Source organism: Allocoleopsis franciscana PCC 7113 (assembly GCF_000317515.1).
In the GTDB taxonomy this organism is placed as follows: domain Bacteria; phylum Cyanobacteriota; class Cyanobacteriia; order Cyanobacteriales; family Coleofasciculaceae; genus Allocoleopsis; species Allocoleopsis franciscana.
Genome location: NC_019738.1, coordinates 290,214 through 309,927, shown reverse-complemented (window position 1 = coordinate 309,927; position 19,714 = coordinate 290,214). Strand labels below are relative to the sequence as shown.

Annotated in this window: 7 protein-coding genes; 1 reads left to right on the top strand and 6 read right to left on the bottom strand. The window is 46.5% G+C overall.

The genetic code is table 11. From position 1 onward, the window contains the following. Nucleotides 1-332: 332 nt before the first annotated feature. Complete coding sequence (locus MIC7113_RS01285; protein WP_015180363.1) at nt 333-1,742, top strand: GTP-binding protein; 1,410 nt, start codon at nt 333-335, stop codon at nt 1,740-1,742. A 9-nt stretch (nt 1,743-1,751) separates the two neighbouring features. On the opposite strand, the gene MIC7113_RS32920 is transcribed toward MIC7113_RS01285, so the two are convergent. The 6 genes from MIC7113_RS32920 to MIC7113_RS01255 all read right to left on the bottom strand — a co-directional run bounded on the left by MIC7113_RS32920 (nt 1,752) and on the right by MIC7113_RS01255 (nt 19,711). After that, on the bottom strand, nt 1,752-5,888 hold the full coding sequence (locus MIC7113_RS32920; RefSeq protein ID WP_015180362.1) for a two-partner secretion domain-containing protein: 4,137 nt from the start codon (nt 5,886-5,888) through the stop codon (nt 1,752-1,754). A gap of 239 nt (nt 5,889-6,127) precedes the next feature. Beyond that, nucleotides 6,128-6,970: a hypothetical protein gene (locus MIC7113_RS01275; protein WP_216596354.1), complete on the bottom strand. Its 843-nt coding sequence runs from the start codon at nt 6,968-6,970 to the stop codon at nt 6,128-6,130. 248 nt (nt 6,971-7,218) lie between these two features. Next, entirely contained in the window at nt 7,219-11,697 is a 4,479-nt protein-coding gene (locus tag MIC7113_RS01270) for a hypothetical protein (protein ID WP_015180360.1), read from the bottom strand. Nucleotides 11,698-11,959: 262 nt separating this feature from the next. After that, entirely contained in the window at nt 11,960-13,855 is a 1,896-nt protein-coding gene (locus MIC7113_RS01265; protein ID WP_015180359.1) for a hybrid sensor histidine kinase/response regulator, read from the bottom strand. Between the two features lie 298 nt (nt 13,856-14,153). Continuing rightward, nucleotides 14,154-16,241, bottom strand: a complete 2,088-nt coding sequence (locus MIC7113_RS01260) for an ATP-binding protein (RefSeq protein ID WP_015180358.1) — start codon at nt 16,239-16,241, stop codon at nt 14,154-14,156. Beyond that, the gene (locus MIC7113_RS01255) at nt 16,238-19,711 is read right to left on the bottom strand and encodes a response regulator (protein WP_015180357.1); all 3,474 of its coding nucleotides are present in this window, start codon (nt 19,709-19,711) and stop codon (nt 16,238-16,240) included. The genes MIC7113_RS01260 and MIC7113_RS01255 overlap by 4 nt, the downstream gene beginning before the upstream one ends. Nucleotides 19,712-19,714 lie beyond the last annotated feature (3 nt).

The window sequence follows — 19,714 nt, the reverse complement described above, 5'->3', positions numbered from 1 at the left end:
AGAATATCAGCCGCAAAAAATTACGTTTATAGTCATTTTTTTGCATTTCAACTCAATCTTTAACCTATCTTGATTCACTCTTTTTAGAGAATAAACATAGAGATTGTTTGAATTGATTCACTAAGAGATTTTTGGATAAATTAAACTCGTCTTAAGATAAATGTGGGATGCTAAATAGAATTGAATTAAAAAAATAAGAGATTTCGCTAACACTCTCCTATCGGTCAGTTTAGAATGACACATTCTAACCCTGCGGAGTATATCGACCGAGAATGTTACAAAACCTCAGATCGAGGAAAATAGATTTGTAGCCTGTCTTTCCCGGTCTAACCTTGAGTTACTCCAAAACCCCCCCAACCCGAAACCAGCCACAAGACACACTCTTCAACCGCACTCGTACCAGTTTGCGCGACGCCCTCTCCTGGTATTCCAACCTGCGCCGCCACAGTGATAATCTCCCCGATGTGGAACTGCAAGCGGCGCTACGAACTGAAATCGAGAGTTTAAAATCATCCCTCGACAAGCTAGACCAGGGAGTAATTCGCATTGCTGCGTTTGGTCTGGTCAGTCGCGGGAAATCAGCCGTCGTCAATGCCTTGCTAGGGCAGAAAATTCTGCAAACCGGCCCCCTGCACGGCGTCACCCAATGGCCTCGGTCTGTACGCTGGACACCGGGCACAGAGGGGAAAGTACAGGTGGAGTTAATTGATACCCCTGGATTGGATGAAATTCAGGGTGAATCACGGGCACAGATGGCGCGGGAGGTGGCATCGCAAGCGGATTTAATTTTGTTTGTGGTGGCGGGTGACATTACACGCACCGAGTATCAGGCGCTGTGTGAACTGCGGCAAGCGCAAAAGCCGATTATCCTGGTATTCAACAAAATCGACCTCTATCCCGACCAAGACCGGGAGGCGATTTACCGTCAGTTGCAACAACTCGGTACGGGGAGTCCAAAAGATCGACGTCTGCAAAAGACGTTGACGGAAGATGAGATTGTGATGGTGGCGGCAGAACCCGCACCTTTAGAAGTGCGCGTCGAGTGGCCTGATGGTCGGGTAACTTATGAATGGGAAACGCCGCAACCGCAGATTGATCAGTTGAAACAGAAGATTTTTAAGATACTCAATCGGGAGGGGCGATCGCTTCTTGCCCTCAATGCCCTATTTCAGGCGCGGGATGCAGAGACAAACATGGCAAAGAAAACCCTTGAGTTCCGTAAAGCTGAAGCGGAAGAGTTAATCTGGCGCTTTACCAAGTATAAGTCTCTAGCGGTGGCGCTCAATCCGATTGGGGTGCTGGATGTGTTGGGCGGTGCGATCGCAGATTTAGCCTTGATTCGTTCTCTATCGCGGCTGTATGGTTTACCCATGACCAGTTACGAAGCCGGTAAACTTTGGAAGAAGATTGTCGTTAGTTCCGGTGGCTTACTACTGGGTGAAATGGGTAGCAGTATGTTGTTGGGGTTGGGGAAAAGTGCCTCTGCTGTTACCTCGGTGTTTGACAGCGCTTCAGGGGTGACTGCGTATACTGGGAGTGCGATCGCACAAGCGGGAATTGCAGGCTATGGCACTTATACAGTGGGTCAGGCGGCGCAAGTTTATCTAGAACAAGGTTGCAGTTGGGGGCCAATAGGGCCAAGTACAGTCATTCAAGACATTCTCAATCAGGTTGAACCTGATACGATTCTATATCGTTTGCGTCAGGAATTAGGGCAACAATTGGATAAAGTGGGCGAATAAGAATGGCTGTTACTTTTGTACTGGGTTAGCATCTGCTGTACACTCCACTGGAGTTTGCCAGGTATTATGAGGTGTTACGTTCGGTGCAGAAGCCGTAAGAACAACCTGCCCTTGCTCATTAATTCTCCATCCTTGGGCTTCTACTAGTTGTTTGGGGGCAGAATTGCTGGGCGTTGTTGGTGCTGAGGACGTGTTATTCTCCCTCTCCGAGTCGAGGATGACCCAGTTGGGTGTGATTAAAGATTCAGCTTGTAACGTATCGTTGGGGCTGGGTGGGATACCGCCACGTCCGGTAACGGTAAAACTTCCACCTTGGTTGGCGGCTTTGGGAGTACAACGCTGATCAATTTGTTGTGAAGCATCGACTACATTAACAGGTAATTGAGCTAAGCCTCGACTGGGGTCAACACCAGGGGTGTTGAGGGCAAATTCTCCTGATAAACCGAAGGTAGAACTAACAGTAATGTCATTTTTGGGAGTGCGTTGGGGTCGAAATTGGATGCCGAAGAGTCCTTGAGTGGTGACATAGACTCGTCCTCCGTTGCCTTGTTCGGCGTTGGCGATGATGTCGCTGCCTTCAGGGCCGGTTGGGGGTGTGGCAACGATGAAGGTGGAGTCGATGGTGACGTTACCACCGTTGGCGTTGCCGAGAGCACTGGCGGAGATGAGGCTTTCATTGTCCATCCGCAGGAAATCTAAGCCTTTTAGGGTGATGTTGGCTCCGCCTTCAGCACCACTGGTGCCGGTGACAGCAGAAATTGTACCTTGGTTGAGGGTTAGGGTATTAGCGGTAATGCTCAAATTGCCTGCTTGTCCTTGAGGGCTGCTGACGGTTACTTGTCCTCCGTCCCTAACAAACATCTGTCCAGTTTCAATAGTCAAGTTTCCTGCTGTGCCACCATTGGTTGCCTGAGCAAACAGTCCGCTATTGGGGTTTTGATTGGGGTTAGTATTTCGGTTATCAATCGAAACTTGGAGTGTGTACTGATTTCCTGGAGCTAGAGGGTTGCCTGCTATGCTCCCATTTCCGGCGAAAGAAAAATATCTGCCCACTCCAATCGTGTAGATGCCAGGAGTTTCAATTTCATAGCTAATGAAAGAGTCCAATCTGCTGGTGCTTCCGCCTGCACCCAATGCTGTTGAAGAGTCATCATTCTGAGTTAACCTTCTCCCAGCACTATCAAACAGGAAGATTTGTGTATCTAAATAACCCGTTCCAGCAGCGCTACTATTGTCGATCTCGAAAATTCCCCGACTTCCTGGCGCTTGAATCATCAACGAGTAGTAGTCAAACGTACCGTCTCCGGTGCCAAAAATAGAGACATGGGGAATGTCGGTAGATGCTTCAATATCTGGGTTGGCTTGCAGCGAAAAGAGTTCAGGAGCAATAAACTGTGCTTCAGCAATTGAGTTATTTGGTTCTATTTCGCTCACCCTACCAATGCCGTTGCCAGTGTTGCCCGTACTTCCACCCCTGTCAATAAAGTTGGGATTGCTGCCGGAAATCGTGACGCTTTCAGTAGCTCTGATATTAATATTACCGGCACTGCCAAGGCTTGAGGCTGAGGTGATGATTTGTCCCCCGGTAGTAATTTCTAACTGATCGACATTAACCTCAATGTCACCACCAGGAGCACTATTTAAGGTTCGGGCACTCAAAACGCTTCCATCAGATAGACGCAAACTATCCAAGCTCCCATGCGGTAATCCTACTGTAATTTTGCCACCCTTACCGCTGTTGCTTGTCTCAGTGGAAGTGAGAATACCGCTGGAGAGTCCCAATGGGTTGGCTCCAGAGATATCAACAAATTCAGTGGCATCAAGTTGAATATTTCCAGCATCTCCCTCACCGCGAGTTTGAGCTTCCAATCTGGAACCACCTGTTAAAGAAATGGAGTTAGCTGTAAGTTTGATGTCGCCCCCCTGACCAATTGCTCCTACTTCTACAGCCGTTTTGATGCTGCTATTGTTGGCTAGAGAAATAGAGCCACCAGGAGCTATTACTGATACAGTACCGCCATCTCCCCGCCCAGAAGTAGTGGCATCAATCTGAGAGTTATTCGTTAAGGCAAGCGATCGCGTGTGAATCTCAATGTTACTCGGTTGATTGGCAATGCCTTCTGTCTTGACTGCTGTGGAAATTGAGCTATCGGAAAGCAAAACTGAGTCTGCACCTCGGACAAAAATACTGCCAGCATGTCCTTGTCCTTGAGTACTTGCATTTAGGGAAGCGTCGGTTAATGAGAGAGATCGCGTCTCAATGGTAATATCGCCACCATTGCCTACTGTTTCTATATAGCTACGGTCATCAAGTTCTACGTGGCTGAGAATATGACTGTCTATCAACTCTACTGAGTCAGTTGCCCGAACTAATATATTTCCCGCATTGCCTTGAGCGTCAGTTGATGATTTCAACTCCGAACCATCAGCCATAAAGAGAGATCGCGCCTCGACTGTGATATTGCCCCCGTTCCCTACTGTCTGCTCCTCATCGTTAGCTGCTGCGTTATAGAAATAACTATCAATCAGCGTGACGAAATCAGCCACCTGAACCGATATGTTTCCAGCATTTCCTTGCCCTAGAGTTTCTGCCAGCAAACTCGCATTATTTTCCATAAAGAGCGATCTCGCCTCAAGGCTGATATTGCCACCATTTCCCACTGCTCCATCCCCGGCATAGGTAACAATAACAGAGCCATCAATCACTTCTACTGAATCAGCTACCTTAATGGATATATCTCCAGCATTGCCTCTAGCAAAAGCTACTTGTGCATACAATTCCGCACCATCTGTCATCCGGAGCGATTGCGCTTGTATATTAATACCTCCGGAATTTCCTACTGCCCCATATAGCACTTGGCTAGAAATCCTACTGGAATTCAACGAAACTGGGCCACTCACCTGAACCGAGACACTCCCAGCATTTCCTTGACCATGAGTATCCGCGCTCACAATAACATAATCCGAATCGCCGGATAAAGAGAGTGACTCAGCTCGAATATTGATGTTGCCACCATTTCCTATTGCTTGTTCCTGTACCTCGTTGAGAATATTGCTGTCTACAACTGTTACCGCATCAGTGGCATCAAGTGTAATATCTCCAGCTTGCGAGTCAACAGTCCCTAAACCTGACCAAATACCAGCCCAAAGCTTACTGTTGCCAAAAATATTTATATTTCGGCTATGAATCGCAATACTACCGCCATCGTTGGCAACGACATCTAATACAGCTTGGTTATTAAGGGATACATCAGCTCGTGCAACACCATCAAGAAAACTCAAGTTCAATAGATTGCCATTAGTATCTAACCTTACTGTTCCAGCTCCTGCTAACCCCCCCAACTCAACTCGACCACCGGGAGCAAACACAATGCCACCTTCTAGATTTACATTACCTCCAAGCAGTAACAGACTTCGACCGAGAACTTGGAGTCCATAGGTAAAGGGAAGACCATTTACAGAAAAGCCCAATACCGTACTTGTTGCAGTGGAACGATTGACAATTTGTCCTTGATTAGAGAATTGGTTAAAAAAGAAGGCGTTGGGGTTGATTGCAAGTAAGTTACTTGTCTGAGGTTCTGAGGCGCTAAATCGTCCCGTTTCACCCAACCCCACTGCATTTGCTGTCGTTGCAACGAAAGAACCACCTATATCTAAGTTAGCGTTCGGACCAAAGATAATTCCGTTAGGATTAATTAAAAATAAGCTTGGCTGAGATTCACCAAAAGTGCCGAGTGTCCCTAGGATATCAGAGCGATTAGCACCCGTTATTCGTGCTAAGATATTCTGGATATTGGCATCAGAACTGTAAAAATAGACTCCTCTGTTTTCGCTAACATTAAAATCCTGAAAACTGTGGAACAAATTTTGCCCTCGTTGAGCTCCACCATCAATTACATCAACAGGCAAGTCGGGATCGAGAGGTGTCACAACGGAACTTTCTACACCCAACGTGGTATCGGGAATAATCTGAGCTAAGGCACGGTTTCCAGAAAAAGCAATCCCACTACTTATCCCCAACGCTACCCCTATCCCCAACGGCCAACAATGTCGCCAACTAACAGGCAGTGCCAGGTTTTTTGCGCTTGCCAAACACCCAAGGAGAAGATAGCCAGCTCTCCAGAAAGGGAAGACAGGGCGTATCATGGGATTTCTCTCAATACAGAGAGATAGATACTATGAAAATATGGTAAGCCTAAGCAATAGTACTCACCCGAAAAAATAACTTTTATTCACAAAGGTCGTTGACAAATCTTTGTGTTTGTAAAATGTATGAGTTGCGATCGCTCCGGTGGCTCAACTAGCGAAGGGGAACTGGAGTTTTACTACCCTCTCGTGTCGGGGATGGATCAATCTGTACCTCACTCGGATGAGAATCGCTATATTTAAGGCACGATTACACTAAAAGCTGCATCATCAATGCCTTTACGGGGTTGATAAATGCCTCTATAAACTTTAGAAAACAGTATAAAAACGGGCTGGGAATCCGGCAAGAAATACAGTTTACCGATCGCGCCGATATAGGAAGGCTGAACTAACTTCTTATCATTTCTCCTCAAAGGGTAATTCCAATTTTTTAATTCTTTTTTAAGAGCTACGATTGGTTGGTTTGGTTCAGATAAAGATGAAATCTCAAAACGCATAATTCCTGAATAATAAATTCCCGTATGCCATCCTCTAGGCTCATCATTCGTAAACTCAGTGCCAAATCGTCGCCGAGTTAATCTTTTAAAATCTGAAACCGAAAGTTTTGCCTCATAAGTTTTCTTGGACGTATTAAATCGAATTACCTCCATAATCATCTCTGAGGAAGGAGCATTTTTGGAGATTTCATAGTCAAGTTGCTGCTGTAATATCTTCTCTATGGGAGTTGGCAGTTCCCCTGGAGGTTGGGGATTTAATACCAGAAATTCATCATAAAGAATTGGTTGTATTGATAAGGGATTAAGATTTAATTTCCATATATATCTACCTTCCTCTTTCCCTTGAGGAAACCAAGGAAAAACATAAAAGGGAGAAGATGGAGTCAAGACAAATTCGTGATTCTGAGCGGGAAGAGTATACAGTCTTGCATCTTGGTCAAACCAAGACAAAAACTCAAAACGGGTTACTTTTTCCTTTCCTGTTATTATTTCCCAAGGAGTTTCCTTAGCCGGGAGAGGTCTGCTAAACTGAAAAAAAAATAACAAAAACGGAAGTGCTAATAAGAGGATAATAGCGAAAATCAACTTACGCCTAACCTTAATAAATCGCAAATTTATTTAACTCCTCATATCCAATGAAATCATTTCCCTTAAGAAAACCACACTATGCATTAGGTTGTAGTGAGGACTTTAGTCCTGTCGGAGTGGACGCTGAAGCGCTCACTACAAACACGCTTTTATTAATTTATTAAGGATAATCAACCGGACATCATCTGACCAATAACATTAAATAGTTAATAAACAATCAACCTTCAAACCTGAGCTAAAAATATCTAAAGCTCAATAAAAATTTGGTTCGGCAAACCTTGGACATTCAGTTCCAGTCGTGGCTTTTTATCATCGCAGATTAAGCTACCACTGTAACCGCTTGTGGAAAGTGCAAATGCTAATTGATTCCCACCCACAGCTTCTACAGTTGCGTCCCCAATCATGACTTTACATTGTGCTCCATCCACTCGTATTTCCCGACTGTTGAGTGCATCTGTAATTAAAACTTGTTTACCCTGTCTCATCACCTTGATTACTAGGTGACGAACCCCAAACCGAATGACTGCATCCCCTAGTTGCTCTATCTTTGTTCCATTTGGCAAGCCTTTAATCACAAAGTTCGTAGCCGTTGACGACTTTGATGGTTCTGCGGAGGTAGCCGTAGACTGAGAAACAGAAACTTGGGGGGTTGGACGCTCTTTCGGTGCGGCTGGGGGGGCAAGTGGCACTGTGTCCGGAGAAATTGCCCATTTAACCGCTTTTTTGAGCAATTCTGAGTGACTTTTTGCAGCTTTTTCTGTTTGCCCATGAGTTCTGGCATAATCTTCCTGTTTCTTCTTGGTTGCAATCCAACGCTCTTGGGCAAACTGACGTAATTCTGGGTTAGGGTAGGAGACAAATTGCTCGTAAAATTCCAGGGTTTCGACTAGTGAACCAATTTTTTCTAGAGCAATTCCTACTTGCTGCATCAACAGAGATTGCTGCCAGTCAGAGGCTAATAAAACTTGTTCTTTGAGAAATTTTTCATAAAGCTTACGATGCTCTTTGATAATGTCATTTGGAGTTAATTCTGAAATGGCAATTTCATATACAAAATCAAACTTTAAATCTGCTTTTTGACGTTCAGAACCGATAAGCTTAGGTGAATATTTCTCAATAAATTTAATGGCATCTGACCAATGCTTTTTGCGATAAAAATATTGCAATAAGACGGCAAGCATCTTGATGGTTGGTGCACCCTGACATGCCTTTTCAAAAGATTCTTTAACCTTGGTTAATTCATCCAACCAAATATAGACAACGAAAGCTTGTTGATATTGCTGTTTTATTTCTAACGCAGGGGCAACGTAGGGAAGCCAGTGGAGCAGACGTGGTTTTCCTGCCTTCTCCCATTCGGCAATGATACTGTTGTGTTCCCCAGCTTGCGCCAGATATTCTAATCCTTCAGGAATACCTAAAAGTTTGGCTTTCGCACGGTTATACTCAGGATTTTGGATGAGTTCACATTCTTCCCAAATTCGCACCGCTTCTTCATAGTTTTCGGCACGGTAGAAACACGCTGCCGTTAGTGCATTAAGTTGATCACTATGCTCGGATAGAGGGCTATAACCATGTATTGCTAAACTTTCTAATACCTCCCCGAACTGTTGCCATTGAGTGGGTTGAAGGCTGGGAATGTTCAGTAACCCTTCAATGCGCTTAGCATATTCCTCAATCGCTTTTTTCCATTGTTTACTATGAAGGGTTGAAGCTTGAAGGTGGGAAGATGGGCTAGAACTCTCCACACTCAACAACTTATTACCTCTAATTAAAGAGGTGAGAGTGTTGATAGCCTCTAAATCCGTAGAATCAGCAATCATAAACAGAGCTAAAGAACGCTCAATTGCCTGATTCTCAGGGTGTCGGTTGTACCAAAGCACTAACTCTGACCAGCACATTCCTTGCCAGTAGCATTCCCAAGCCTCTTCGCTTTTGTTTAAGCTGAAAAAGTAGTTTCCTGCCTCCAAAAATTTCTCTTCAAATTTGAGCGCCCAAGCTTCACAAAAATTACCTTTTTCGGTGTCATCAAGCGCCTTGTAAAACTGTCTGGCGCGTCTGAGTAAATCGGGATTTTGTGTGTTTAATCCTTTTGTCTCAAACTCATAGGCGATCGCTCCTGGGTCATCCTCGCGCAATTCTTGTATAGTTTTGGGAGTACCTGTACTGAGAGTACGAACATTTTCTTCCCAACGCTCTTTGCTTTTGGCGTAATAGAGCATGGCTTGCAACAATGCTTCGTCACTGGCGTATTGCCACAACTGGCGATCGCCTTTTTCCGAGTCCACGACAAACAAATGTTCAGTGGCTCTTGATGCAGCCACATAAAGCTTATTGAAAAAGTATTCCACCTTAACCCGTTGGTCAATCCCTTTCCCACTGAGATTCCAAACGTTTTGGTTACAATCTTCCCCAAACTTGTAAAGAATAACCTTCTTAAACTCCAATCCTTTCGCAGCGATCGCACTCAAGACATTCTTTAGCGGTTCAGGCGAATTGGGACTTGAGACTTCTACCTGCGTCACGGTGTCCCCCTCTTCCCCTTGAGAGAACTGGGGAAAAATTTCCGAGAGTATCTCATCGGCTTGGGCATAAGCCACTTCTTCCCCTTCTTCGCAAGGCACAATAATAATCGTGTCTCTGATATAGTCCGCTAGGGCTTCAGGACTAATATTCCGGTTCAAAATAAACTTTTGCGGTTCGGGGAAATTGCCCTGCTGCCATGCTGTCTGAGGCTTGAGTTCAGGGATATCAAACAAAACATGACGCCACAACTGAATTAAGTTGGTAACTTGCACAATGGGTGGAGTAGAGCGGTAATTATTCGCTAATTCTTGGAAATTAATCATCAGTTTTAACTGATCCGCAGGGTCTAGTGCTGTAATCACTTCCGCATCAAAGATAGCTTGTACACTAGACCAATGGAATCCTGTGGGGTTTAAGGTCTGAAAAGGATCTCCCGCAAAGGCGAAAGGTAGACTCTGAATCGGCTGGTATCCCAAATGATATTGGGAGAACATCGACAGCCGCATAATGAGCTGAAGTTCCAGTCGGGTAAAGTCTTGGGCTTCGTCGCAGAAAATCGCCGTATACTCAGCACGATAACACTTCAGTTGGAGTACTTTAGCAATTAAATCTTGGTCATCCCAATAGCCTTGCTCAGTGGTGATGCGCTTATACCAGCGTTCCCAGATTGTGTCATAAATACCTTGGAATTTTTCAACAGAGACGGTATGTTCCTTACGAGGAACTTCCTGCTGGTAGTCTTCGGGAGTCATGAATTCTTCCAAACCATACCCCTTAATAAAACTGCGGATAATGTGCCAGCAGGTTTCTGGGGAATAGCGTCTCCCCTGAGGCAGGTGGAGAACAACTTTGGCTAACGATTCACAGGGACTTTTTCCCTGATACAGTTGTTTAAAACGATGGAAAGAAATATATTTTTCCGGGTCAAACTGCGCTTTTTCCTGTGGCGGAAGCAAGCCAAACAAGAATTTTTGGAATGGTTGAAAATAGTGTTCAATGTTATCTTTCTCGTTCCCCTGACTCCTCTCGGCGACAAAGCGGTAATGAGACGCCAGCAGGGTACTCACTCCATCCCTCGCTACCTCCAGCAATCGCTCATTATAGGTGAGAAATAACGGCTCCCCAGGCAGAGGTTGCTCACGCCGATGTCCTCGTTTGTCGTAATACTTGCGGTAGCAGTAATCGGCAAACAGATAAAGCAGCATGGTAGACTTACCGCTACCCGCTCGTCCATTGATGAATAAAGGCAATGAACCTTGACCGGGTGCGACACTGGAAACCGACTGAAGAATCTGCTCTTCTTCCACGGAAAGAGCCAAATTAGCTTCTTTTCCCCCCTCAATTGCTAGCCAACTCTGTTCATCCGCCAGCAGATAAGAGGGATAGGAACGTTGAGCAAAGGGGGTCAACTCATGCAAACTTAAGGGACGTGCCAAGACGTTGCTGGTTGTAGAGCCATCAAATAAGGCGGTTTTTTGACCCACTTGCAGAATTTCTTCCCTGGAGGGTTTGTGATTAAAAGGCGCAAGTAGAAACAATACACCCCCAACAAAAGTGTCAGCGGTTTGCATCTCGCTGTAAAGCACATAATGTTGGTTCAATGTACACAACTTGATATTGAGCAGATCCGGAAAACCTTCACAAGGATGGGTTCCGCTTCTAATTCCTGCAACCAGTTGATAATAAGTTTCCCAAGCCTTTCGGATTTCGGGCTGTCTAAACCGGGTAACCCATTCTTCACTTTCGTAAATCAACCAATCTTCTGTAAGTGTTTCCATCTCCCACCCAGGAGGTTCTAACCAAGGACGCAGTTCGGATGGAAGTTCTGGGAGTTTCTCAACGGGAGGCTGCTTGTTTTTTTCACGGGTAAGCCAGTCTCGGATGTTTTGTAGATTGAGTTGAGGTTCGAGGTGCGTTCTGCCGTACTCTCGTGGATCTTCGAGAAACTGTTCGTAGTCGTTGTCACCTCGTTTAAAGATATCGAGTAAGCATAATAGTTGCTCGTCATCGACTCTCAGGATGCGTGCAATCAGTCTGCGGTTAAGGATTCGGCGCTTGAAGTAAGGATAGACTCGTTCAAAACGTGCCTGTACCTCATCAATTCTTTGAGTTTCCAGTTCTAGACACAGGTCATCAATCCGACCTTGAAGACCATAGAGTTCTGCCTTGTCGTTGCATCCAGAGGTGCGATAGACGTACATGGGTGAGTCTCCGCTGTTTCTGCCAAAAACACAGCTATTACCGCTATCCCTATTGTCGTCTAGCGTCGAAATGGATACGGGGATTTTTGGTTACAAAAGATACAATTAGTAAAATTTTGTTGGGTAGTTGCTTCACTGTACTGCAATTGGAACGGAGTGCAGCGGGGCAAAAATAACGATGCATTTGAAAAAGGTTACAAGCGTTACTTTACAAGCTTTCTTTCCTCCTGCCATCTGCCTTCCCTCATCTGCCTCCTTACACTTAGGGACTTCGGAGTACTGCATTAAGGGTTTTAAGTAACTCCTTTGCCGTGTATGGTTTATACAAAAAGGTTTGCACACCCAGATCACGCGCCTGTGCCAACTTCTCATCCGATACGAGTCCTGTCACCGCCACAATCTTGCCTTGAGGGTTCATTCTCCGTAACGTGCGAATCGTCGTAGGGCCATCCATAACGGGCATCATCATATCAATCAAGACCACGTTAATGTCTTCCTTGTGTTGGGCATACACTGCCAGCGCCTCAATGCCATCGCTAGCCGTCAGCACTTTGTAGGCATAAGTTTCTAGGGAGGTTTGAGTAATCTGGCGAATGGCGGCCTCATCATCCACCACAAGAATCACTTCGCCATGTCCTCTCGGCATTTCAGCGTCTTCACTGATGGGTATAGGTGTTTCCTTTAATGCTGGCAAATACACCTCAAATTCTGTACCTTGCCCCAGCTTGCTCACTACATTGACAAAACCCCCGTGACTTTTGACAATGCCGATCACGGTAGAAAGACCTAATCCTGTCCCCTTACCTACTTCTTTGGTGGTGAAAAACGGCTCAAAAATTCGATCCAAAATCTCAGGGGGGATTCCCGTTCCTGTATCCGAGATGGTAATGACAATATAAGAACCCGCTTTCGCATCAATATTCATCCGCGCTGATTGTTCGTTTAGGAACAAATTTTGGGCGGAAATGCCCAAAGTCCCCCCATCGGGTAGGGCATCGCGAGCATTCACACACAAATTCATCAGCACCTGATGCAGTTGGGTAGCATCTGCGGAAACCGTCCATAAATCCGGTGCAAGATCAGTATGCACTTCAATGGATTTAGGAAACGTTTCTTTGGCAATCTGTCTAATTTCTGATATAATATGCCTGACTTGTACCAGGGTGCGATCGCCTTTCACGCCTCGTGCAAAGGAAACCACTTGCTTAACTAATTCCGCTCCCCGTCTGGCATTATCTTCTAAAATTTTCAACCACTGCCGAGCTTGCTCATCGTGGAGTTTGAGCGCCAAAAGCTGAACCGACATTAAAATCGGGGCGAGGACATTGTTCAAGTCATGGGCAATACCGCTTGCCAGCGTGCCAATACTCTCCATCCGTTGGGCACGGAGAAACTGGGCTTCGAGTTGCTTCTTTTCGGTGATATCTGTATTGACGATTAAAATTGAGGTGGGTTGCTCCTGCTCATTTTGCACCAGTGTCCATCGACTTTCGACAATAATGGCTTTGCCGTCTTGGGTGACTTGCTGCAACTCTCCATACCAGTTACCTTCAAGAGCGACTAAGGTTTGCACCTCTTTAAGCCGAAGGCAGTTTTCAGGTGTACACAAGAGCTGATTGGCATCTCGCCCCAGCACTTCCTCTGCCTTCCAGCCGTACATCCGTTGGGCACCTTGATTCCAAAATAAGATTTGATTTTGCAGATTTTGCACCAGAATGGCATCGGTGGCAATATCCAAAAGAGCTGCCTGTTCACGAATTTTTTGTTCAGCTCGCTTACGTTCGATCGCGTAACGGATGGAACGCTCTAATAGAGGCGCTCTGAGCTGGCTTTTGTCCAGGTAATCTGCCGCTCCCGCTTTCATCGCTTCGATGTCAATTTCGCGATCGCCTTGACCGGTGAGTAAAATCATCGGTGCTCTACACCCTTGGGCAACTGCTTGCTGCAAGAGTTCCAATCCATTATGCTCGCCGAGACGATAGTCCAGCAGATAGATATCATGCTGATTTTTACCCATCACATCTAAGGCACAATCCCAATCACTAGCCCATTCCACCTCGAAGCGAGTTCCCTGACTTTCAGAGAGTAAATCGCGGGTCAGGATATAATCATCTTCGTCATCATCAACGAGCAAAATTCTGACTGGGTGGTTATCCATCTCAGTCCCTAACCTCTTTGGATGGTCGTTCAATAATCTCACAACAGCAGTGGCTCAAGGTCTTCACCTTAATTAAGCAGTTAAATCTCAGGATCGAAATCTCTCAGAGTAGAGAAGTTCTGTTATTCCATCATGCCTTCTTGACATCAAGCCATTTAAAAACAATAGGGGTATCTCTCCCGGATAAGGTTCTTTGAGCCTTCATACTTCAATTGACCAGAACTTATATATTGACACCATCTATAGCGCTCATGGGTGTTACGCTATCGTTACACACCCTAAACATAGAGACTGTGTGTTAGCCTGATTGACGTTTTTGTAGGGGCAAAGTGACGATAAAGGTTGACCCTTGCCCTTGTGTGCTGTGGGCGCTAATAGTGCCATTATGGCGTTCGACAATCTTACGGCAGATTGCCAAACCCATGCCAGTTCCCTCATAGTCGTTACGACCGTGCAGCCGATGGAAAGCTTGAAAGATGCGCTCCAGATACTGTGTATCAAAGCCAATACCATTGTCTTCGACACAGATTTGACAATGTGTAGGCTTAGCCGCATCTCCTGAAACTGACTGATTTTCACCCTTGAGCGATTGACTATAAATCCTCACTTTCGGCAGTTCGCCCTTTCGGTGGAATTTCAAAGCATTACCGATTAAGTTCTGCATCAATTGACGCATCTGCAAGGGATCGGAGTTCAGGGTTGGCAACTCGCCCACTTCTACCTGTCCCTGATTCTGCTCTAGACAAACTTCTAAATCGGATAACACTTCTTGCACAATCTGAGCCAGATCCACTGCAACAAAGGGTTGAGCCTGGGTGGTAATGCGCGAGAGCGTTAGCAAATCATGGATTAACGTCTGCATCCGTTCTGCGGCTTTTTGCATCCGTTCTAGGTAGTCACATCCTTGCTCCGTTAGCACTTCTCCATACTTACTTTGAAGTCGTTCGCCGAAGGTGATAATCTTCCGTAGGGGTTCTTGCAAGTCGTGGGAAGCGACATGGGCAAAGTTTTCCAGTTCGGTATTAGAACGAGCCAGTTCCTGACGCTGATGGGTTTCTTGTTCTAAAAGTTGAGCTTGAGCTAAAGCAATGCCAATTTGATCGGCTAGCTGTTTGAGCAGATCGGTTTCAAAACTAGACCAATGTCTGGGACGGTTACACTGATGAGCCACCAGTAAACCCCAGAGTTGTTCTTTTAATAAAATTGGTACAGCTAGCTTGGCCTTGATCTGGAAATTTTGCATAAATTCCATGAAACAAGCTGGCACATCCGCCTTTTCTACGTGATCAATGGTGTAAACTCGGCCTTGACGATACCGACTTAAGTACTCTGAGGCTAAATAATCATCCGTAACCTTACAACCTAATACAGAGGGATAGCCAGGAGCCAGGGCTTCTGTGACGACTTTGCCCAATCCATCCGAACCCAATTGAAAGATTAAAACGCGATCGCTAACGAGAATCCGTTGCACTTCGTTGACAGCAGTTTGGAGAATGTCCTCAATGTGCAAAGACTGGCGAATCTTGAGCGTGACTTCGGCAAACAATTGCGATCGCAAATTCTGTCGCTGTAATTCTTCTTGTGCTTGCTTGCGATTGGTAATATCCATATTAATTCCGGTCATCCGCACAGGCTGACCGAAGTTGTCGTAATAAACTTGACCTTTACTCGCGACCCAGTGGATACTACCGTCAGGCCAAATTACGCGAAACTCAATGTTGTAGTCAGCTCCCTCTACCAAGGCAGATTGTAGGGATTGAGTAACTCCTTCCCGATCATCCGGATGAAGACTTTTTAGGAAGCTTTTAAACGTACCCTCAAAGGAACCTGGGGCAAGACCATGAATGGCTTCGGTCGTCTCCGAGTGAATCACTTTGTCGTGTTGGAGATCCCAATCCCAAGTCCCCATCTGAGCCGCGTCTAGAGCTAACCGCAGTCGCTCCTCGCTCCGTTGCGCCCGTTCCGTCTGCTGTCGTAAGTCCTCTACCGCACGACTCGCCTGAAGCAGACGACGCACTCGTTGGCGCAGAACCGCCCAATGAATCGGCTTGGTAATGTAATCCAGTGCCCCAGCCTCAAAGGCTCGATCCACTGATTCTCGGTCTTCAAGAGCGGTGATCATTAACACAGGTATGCGATCGCCGCCTGGAAGCGATCGCAATTGAGTGCAACAGGTAAAGCCATCCATCACCGGCATGAGGGCGTCCAAAAGCACAATATCGGGCTGTAGGTGAAGGTATGCCGCTAACCCTTCCTCGCCATCACACGCTTGTGCAACCTGATAGCCGGCTTGTTCCATCGCTCGCTGTAACTGAATCCGCATGAACTTGTCGTCCTCGATCACGAGGATTAACGGAGCATCTTTCTCAGGCTGGGTGATGTTCATTTTTGAGCGTTTTGGCGTTCTAATTGCAAAGCTACCTTGACTCTTTCATACTCAGCTTCTAGCTGAGGTAACTTATCTACCCCATACTCAGTATTGCCAATCCGACTCATAACTTCTAACTTGCGGCATACATTCGAGAGGGTAATAGCACCCAATGTGGCACTGCTGGCTTTGAGATTATGTGCGCTCGATCGCAACTGCACAGCATCATTTTGGACAATCGCTTGGGCGATCGCACTCAGGAGTTTTGGCGCGTCTTCGAGATAGCAATCAATCATCTCTACCAAGACCAAATCAGCCATGTCACCCGCCATTTCCCGAAAGGATTGCAGCACCTTGGCTTCAATCGGCTCAGAGGATGAAGGTGGATTGAGGTTCGTGGCTTTGAGTGGCGAGAATTCCCTCATCTCCCCATCTCCCTCCAGGGTTGTCTTTGGGTTTCCTTTTCCAGGACTGCCCACGTAGCTCTCACTTAGCCCCCAGTTCTCTATCTCTCTATCTGGCAGGGGTTGACAATGGCTCAAAGCTTGGATTAAAGCTTTCAAGCTGATGGGTTTACATAGGTAGTCATCCATGCCTGCATTCAGGCACTCCTCCCGATCGCCTTGCATGGCATTCGCCGTCATGGCAATAATCCGAGGGCGCTTGTGAGATGTTGCAGGCTTGGATGGTTGGTTCCTGTCCGAGTTCTGAGAATTCTGATTGGCTTCGCCGAATTCCCCATCGCCTGAAAGCTCTTGACAAATACAACGTGTGGCGGTTAACCCATCCATCAGCGGCATTTGCACATCCATCAGCACCACATCATAGGATTTACGCTTGACAGCATCGAGTACTTCTAATCCATTACTCACCACATCGGCTTGATAGCCAATCCGTTTTAATAGATGCAAGGCAACCTTTTGATTTACCCCATTGTCCTCCGCTAACAAAATCCGCAAGGGCAACTGTGTGGCGAGTTGCAGAGGGTTCTCTGGTAGAGTCACGGGGAGGGGATTCACCGAGATAGATGACCCAGCTAAAATCTGATTCAAGACCGAGTCAAGCTGGGACTGTTTAATCGGCTTCGTCAGGAAAGCGGCTAAATCTACAGGTACATGAGTCTGGTTAGCCCTTTCTAACCCGTTGATCGAGGTCAACAAAACTAGGGGTAAGGTTTGATAATTAGAATAGCTGCGGATTTTCGTCGCGAGGGTTAGACCATCCATTCCGGGCATCTGCATATCTAGAAGTGCCATGTCCAAGGGTTGTCCTTGATTGAGCCAGTCGAACGCTTCCGCTGCCGATGCCGCCCCATAAATGAGCATTCCCCAAGACTGGAGTTGCTGGGTTAAAATTTGCCGATAAGTGTCGTTATCATCCACAATCAGCAGGCGCTTACCTTGGAATTGAGGCGGGAAGTTGTCAGAATTCATAGGGGATGAATCAGCAGTAGCCGCTGCCACGAGAGTGAAATAAAATGTGGAACCCCGATTCACTTGGCTTTCTACCCACATCCGACCCCCCATCATTTCACTCAACTGTTTACCGATCGCTAATCCCAATCCGGTTCCACCATATTTACGGGTGGTGGAAGCATCCACTTGACTGAAGGATTTGAACAATCGGTCGATGCGATCGGGGGGAATTCCAATGCCTGTATCCTTAACGGCAAATTGGAACTCGAACTTGGTTGCAGGTTGCAGGTTATAGCAAGTTTCATTCGTATATAGTATTTTCTCTCCCTTGTCCCCCTTATCCCCCTTATCCCCCTTGTCTCCCTTGTCCCCCTCCAACTCTTTGGCTGTCACTGAAACCACCACTTCTCCTGTCTGTGTGAACTTAACCGCATTACTGACTAAATTCACTAAAATTTGGCGTAAACGAGTGACATCTCCCACAATTATGCTGGGGGTTTGAGGATGCATCCCGTAAGCCAGTTCGATGCCTTTTTCTGCGGCTTTAAGGGCTAAAATATCCAGGGATTCTTCAATGCAACTTTGCAAATTAAACGCCTGTTTTTCCAATTCGACGCTGCCGGACTCAATTTTTGAGAGGTCAAGAATATCATTAATCAGGGCAAGTAAAGCCTCACTACTGCTCTGAGCGGTTGTGACAAAATCTCGCTGTTGGGGTGTTAATTCTGTGGTCAAAAGCAAGCCCGTCATGCCGATAATCGCATTCATGGGAGTCCGAATTTCGTGGCTCATATTCGCCAGGAATTGACTCTTGATGCGAGTTGCTTCTTCCGATTCGGCTTTTGCCTTTTCCAGTTGTTGATTTGTTTGAGATAATTCTTGGCTGCTAGCCACAAGTTCTAATTGAGCTAAATACGGCTCGGTAATATCATCTAATATCCAGAGACGACCGGGCACATCGCGGACACGGGTGGGGGTGCTAGAGATACTCAGCACTTTAGGTTGTGGCTGACTGAAAATCCAGTTCCAGTTACGAATTTCGGCCTGAGGTTGGGAGAAAAATTGTGCGGCCTGTGCCACAATTTCAGTTTGATTATCCGCACGGGTACGTAACATCGCCATCGCCTGAGCCAGCATCGGAGGTTCTACAGCGCCTGGGGAGAGTTCCAATTGATTGGCGGCAGATTGATTGAGCCAGCCTTGCTCTCCACTTTCATCAATGAACACTACGCCTTGATGAATCGTTTGTAACATGGAACTGAAGCGTGCCTGTAATTTGTCCAAGCGTAAGGTGGTATCACTAAAGCTCAGTAGGGTACGTAACTCACCCCGTAGGGATTCGATAAAGTCTTGCAGATGGGAGGGAAAATCCGTCCGGCGTTGCCACAGCAGCAGAATTGCCCCCTCTCTGCCATCGGATAAGGTGAGGGGCACGACAGCTAGGGATTGGATGCCTTGGGCGAGCAGAACATGGGAAGCACTGGGAGTTGCGGGGTAATTGGAATAGTAGAGACAACGGTTTTCCCTGGTCGCTTCTTCAAACAGTGTGGGTGTTGTCAGTGGGTCGGGAAGTGCCTTGGGGGGTAGACAAACCAATGCTTGAGCGGTTACCTCATCGAGTCGGCGCACAGCGATCGCGGCGTCAGCACAGACGATGTCACGTAGGAGGGCGACGGCTTGATCAATCAGGGTGTTAGAAGTATCTGTGGTATCAGTATGAGTAAGGGTCGCAAGTACCGATTGAGAGGCTAAGCGCCACTCCAAACCTAGTAAAAACTGGCGTAACCCGATACCCAGCCCAGCCGCAATCCCAAATTCCAGAGATGGGCGCACTGCATTCACTCCATCCCCATGCAACAGTCCTACTAACAGGGTACCTAAACCCACTAAAGGTATCACTTGCCCAAGACGTAGGGGCAACAAGGTAAAACCGAGCCAACCTAGCAGGGTTAATATCTGCATCGGTGCCCATCCATCGTGGCACACCCATCCGCTTAGGACGAGGGTGAGTGCGAATAGGAGCGGTCGAAACGTCGGTAGCCCGTCAGGAGGACGAAGCTGTAACCATGACATAGA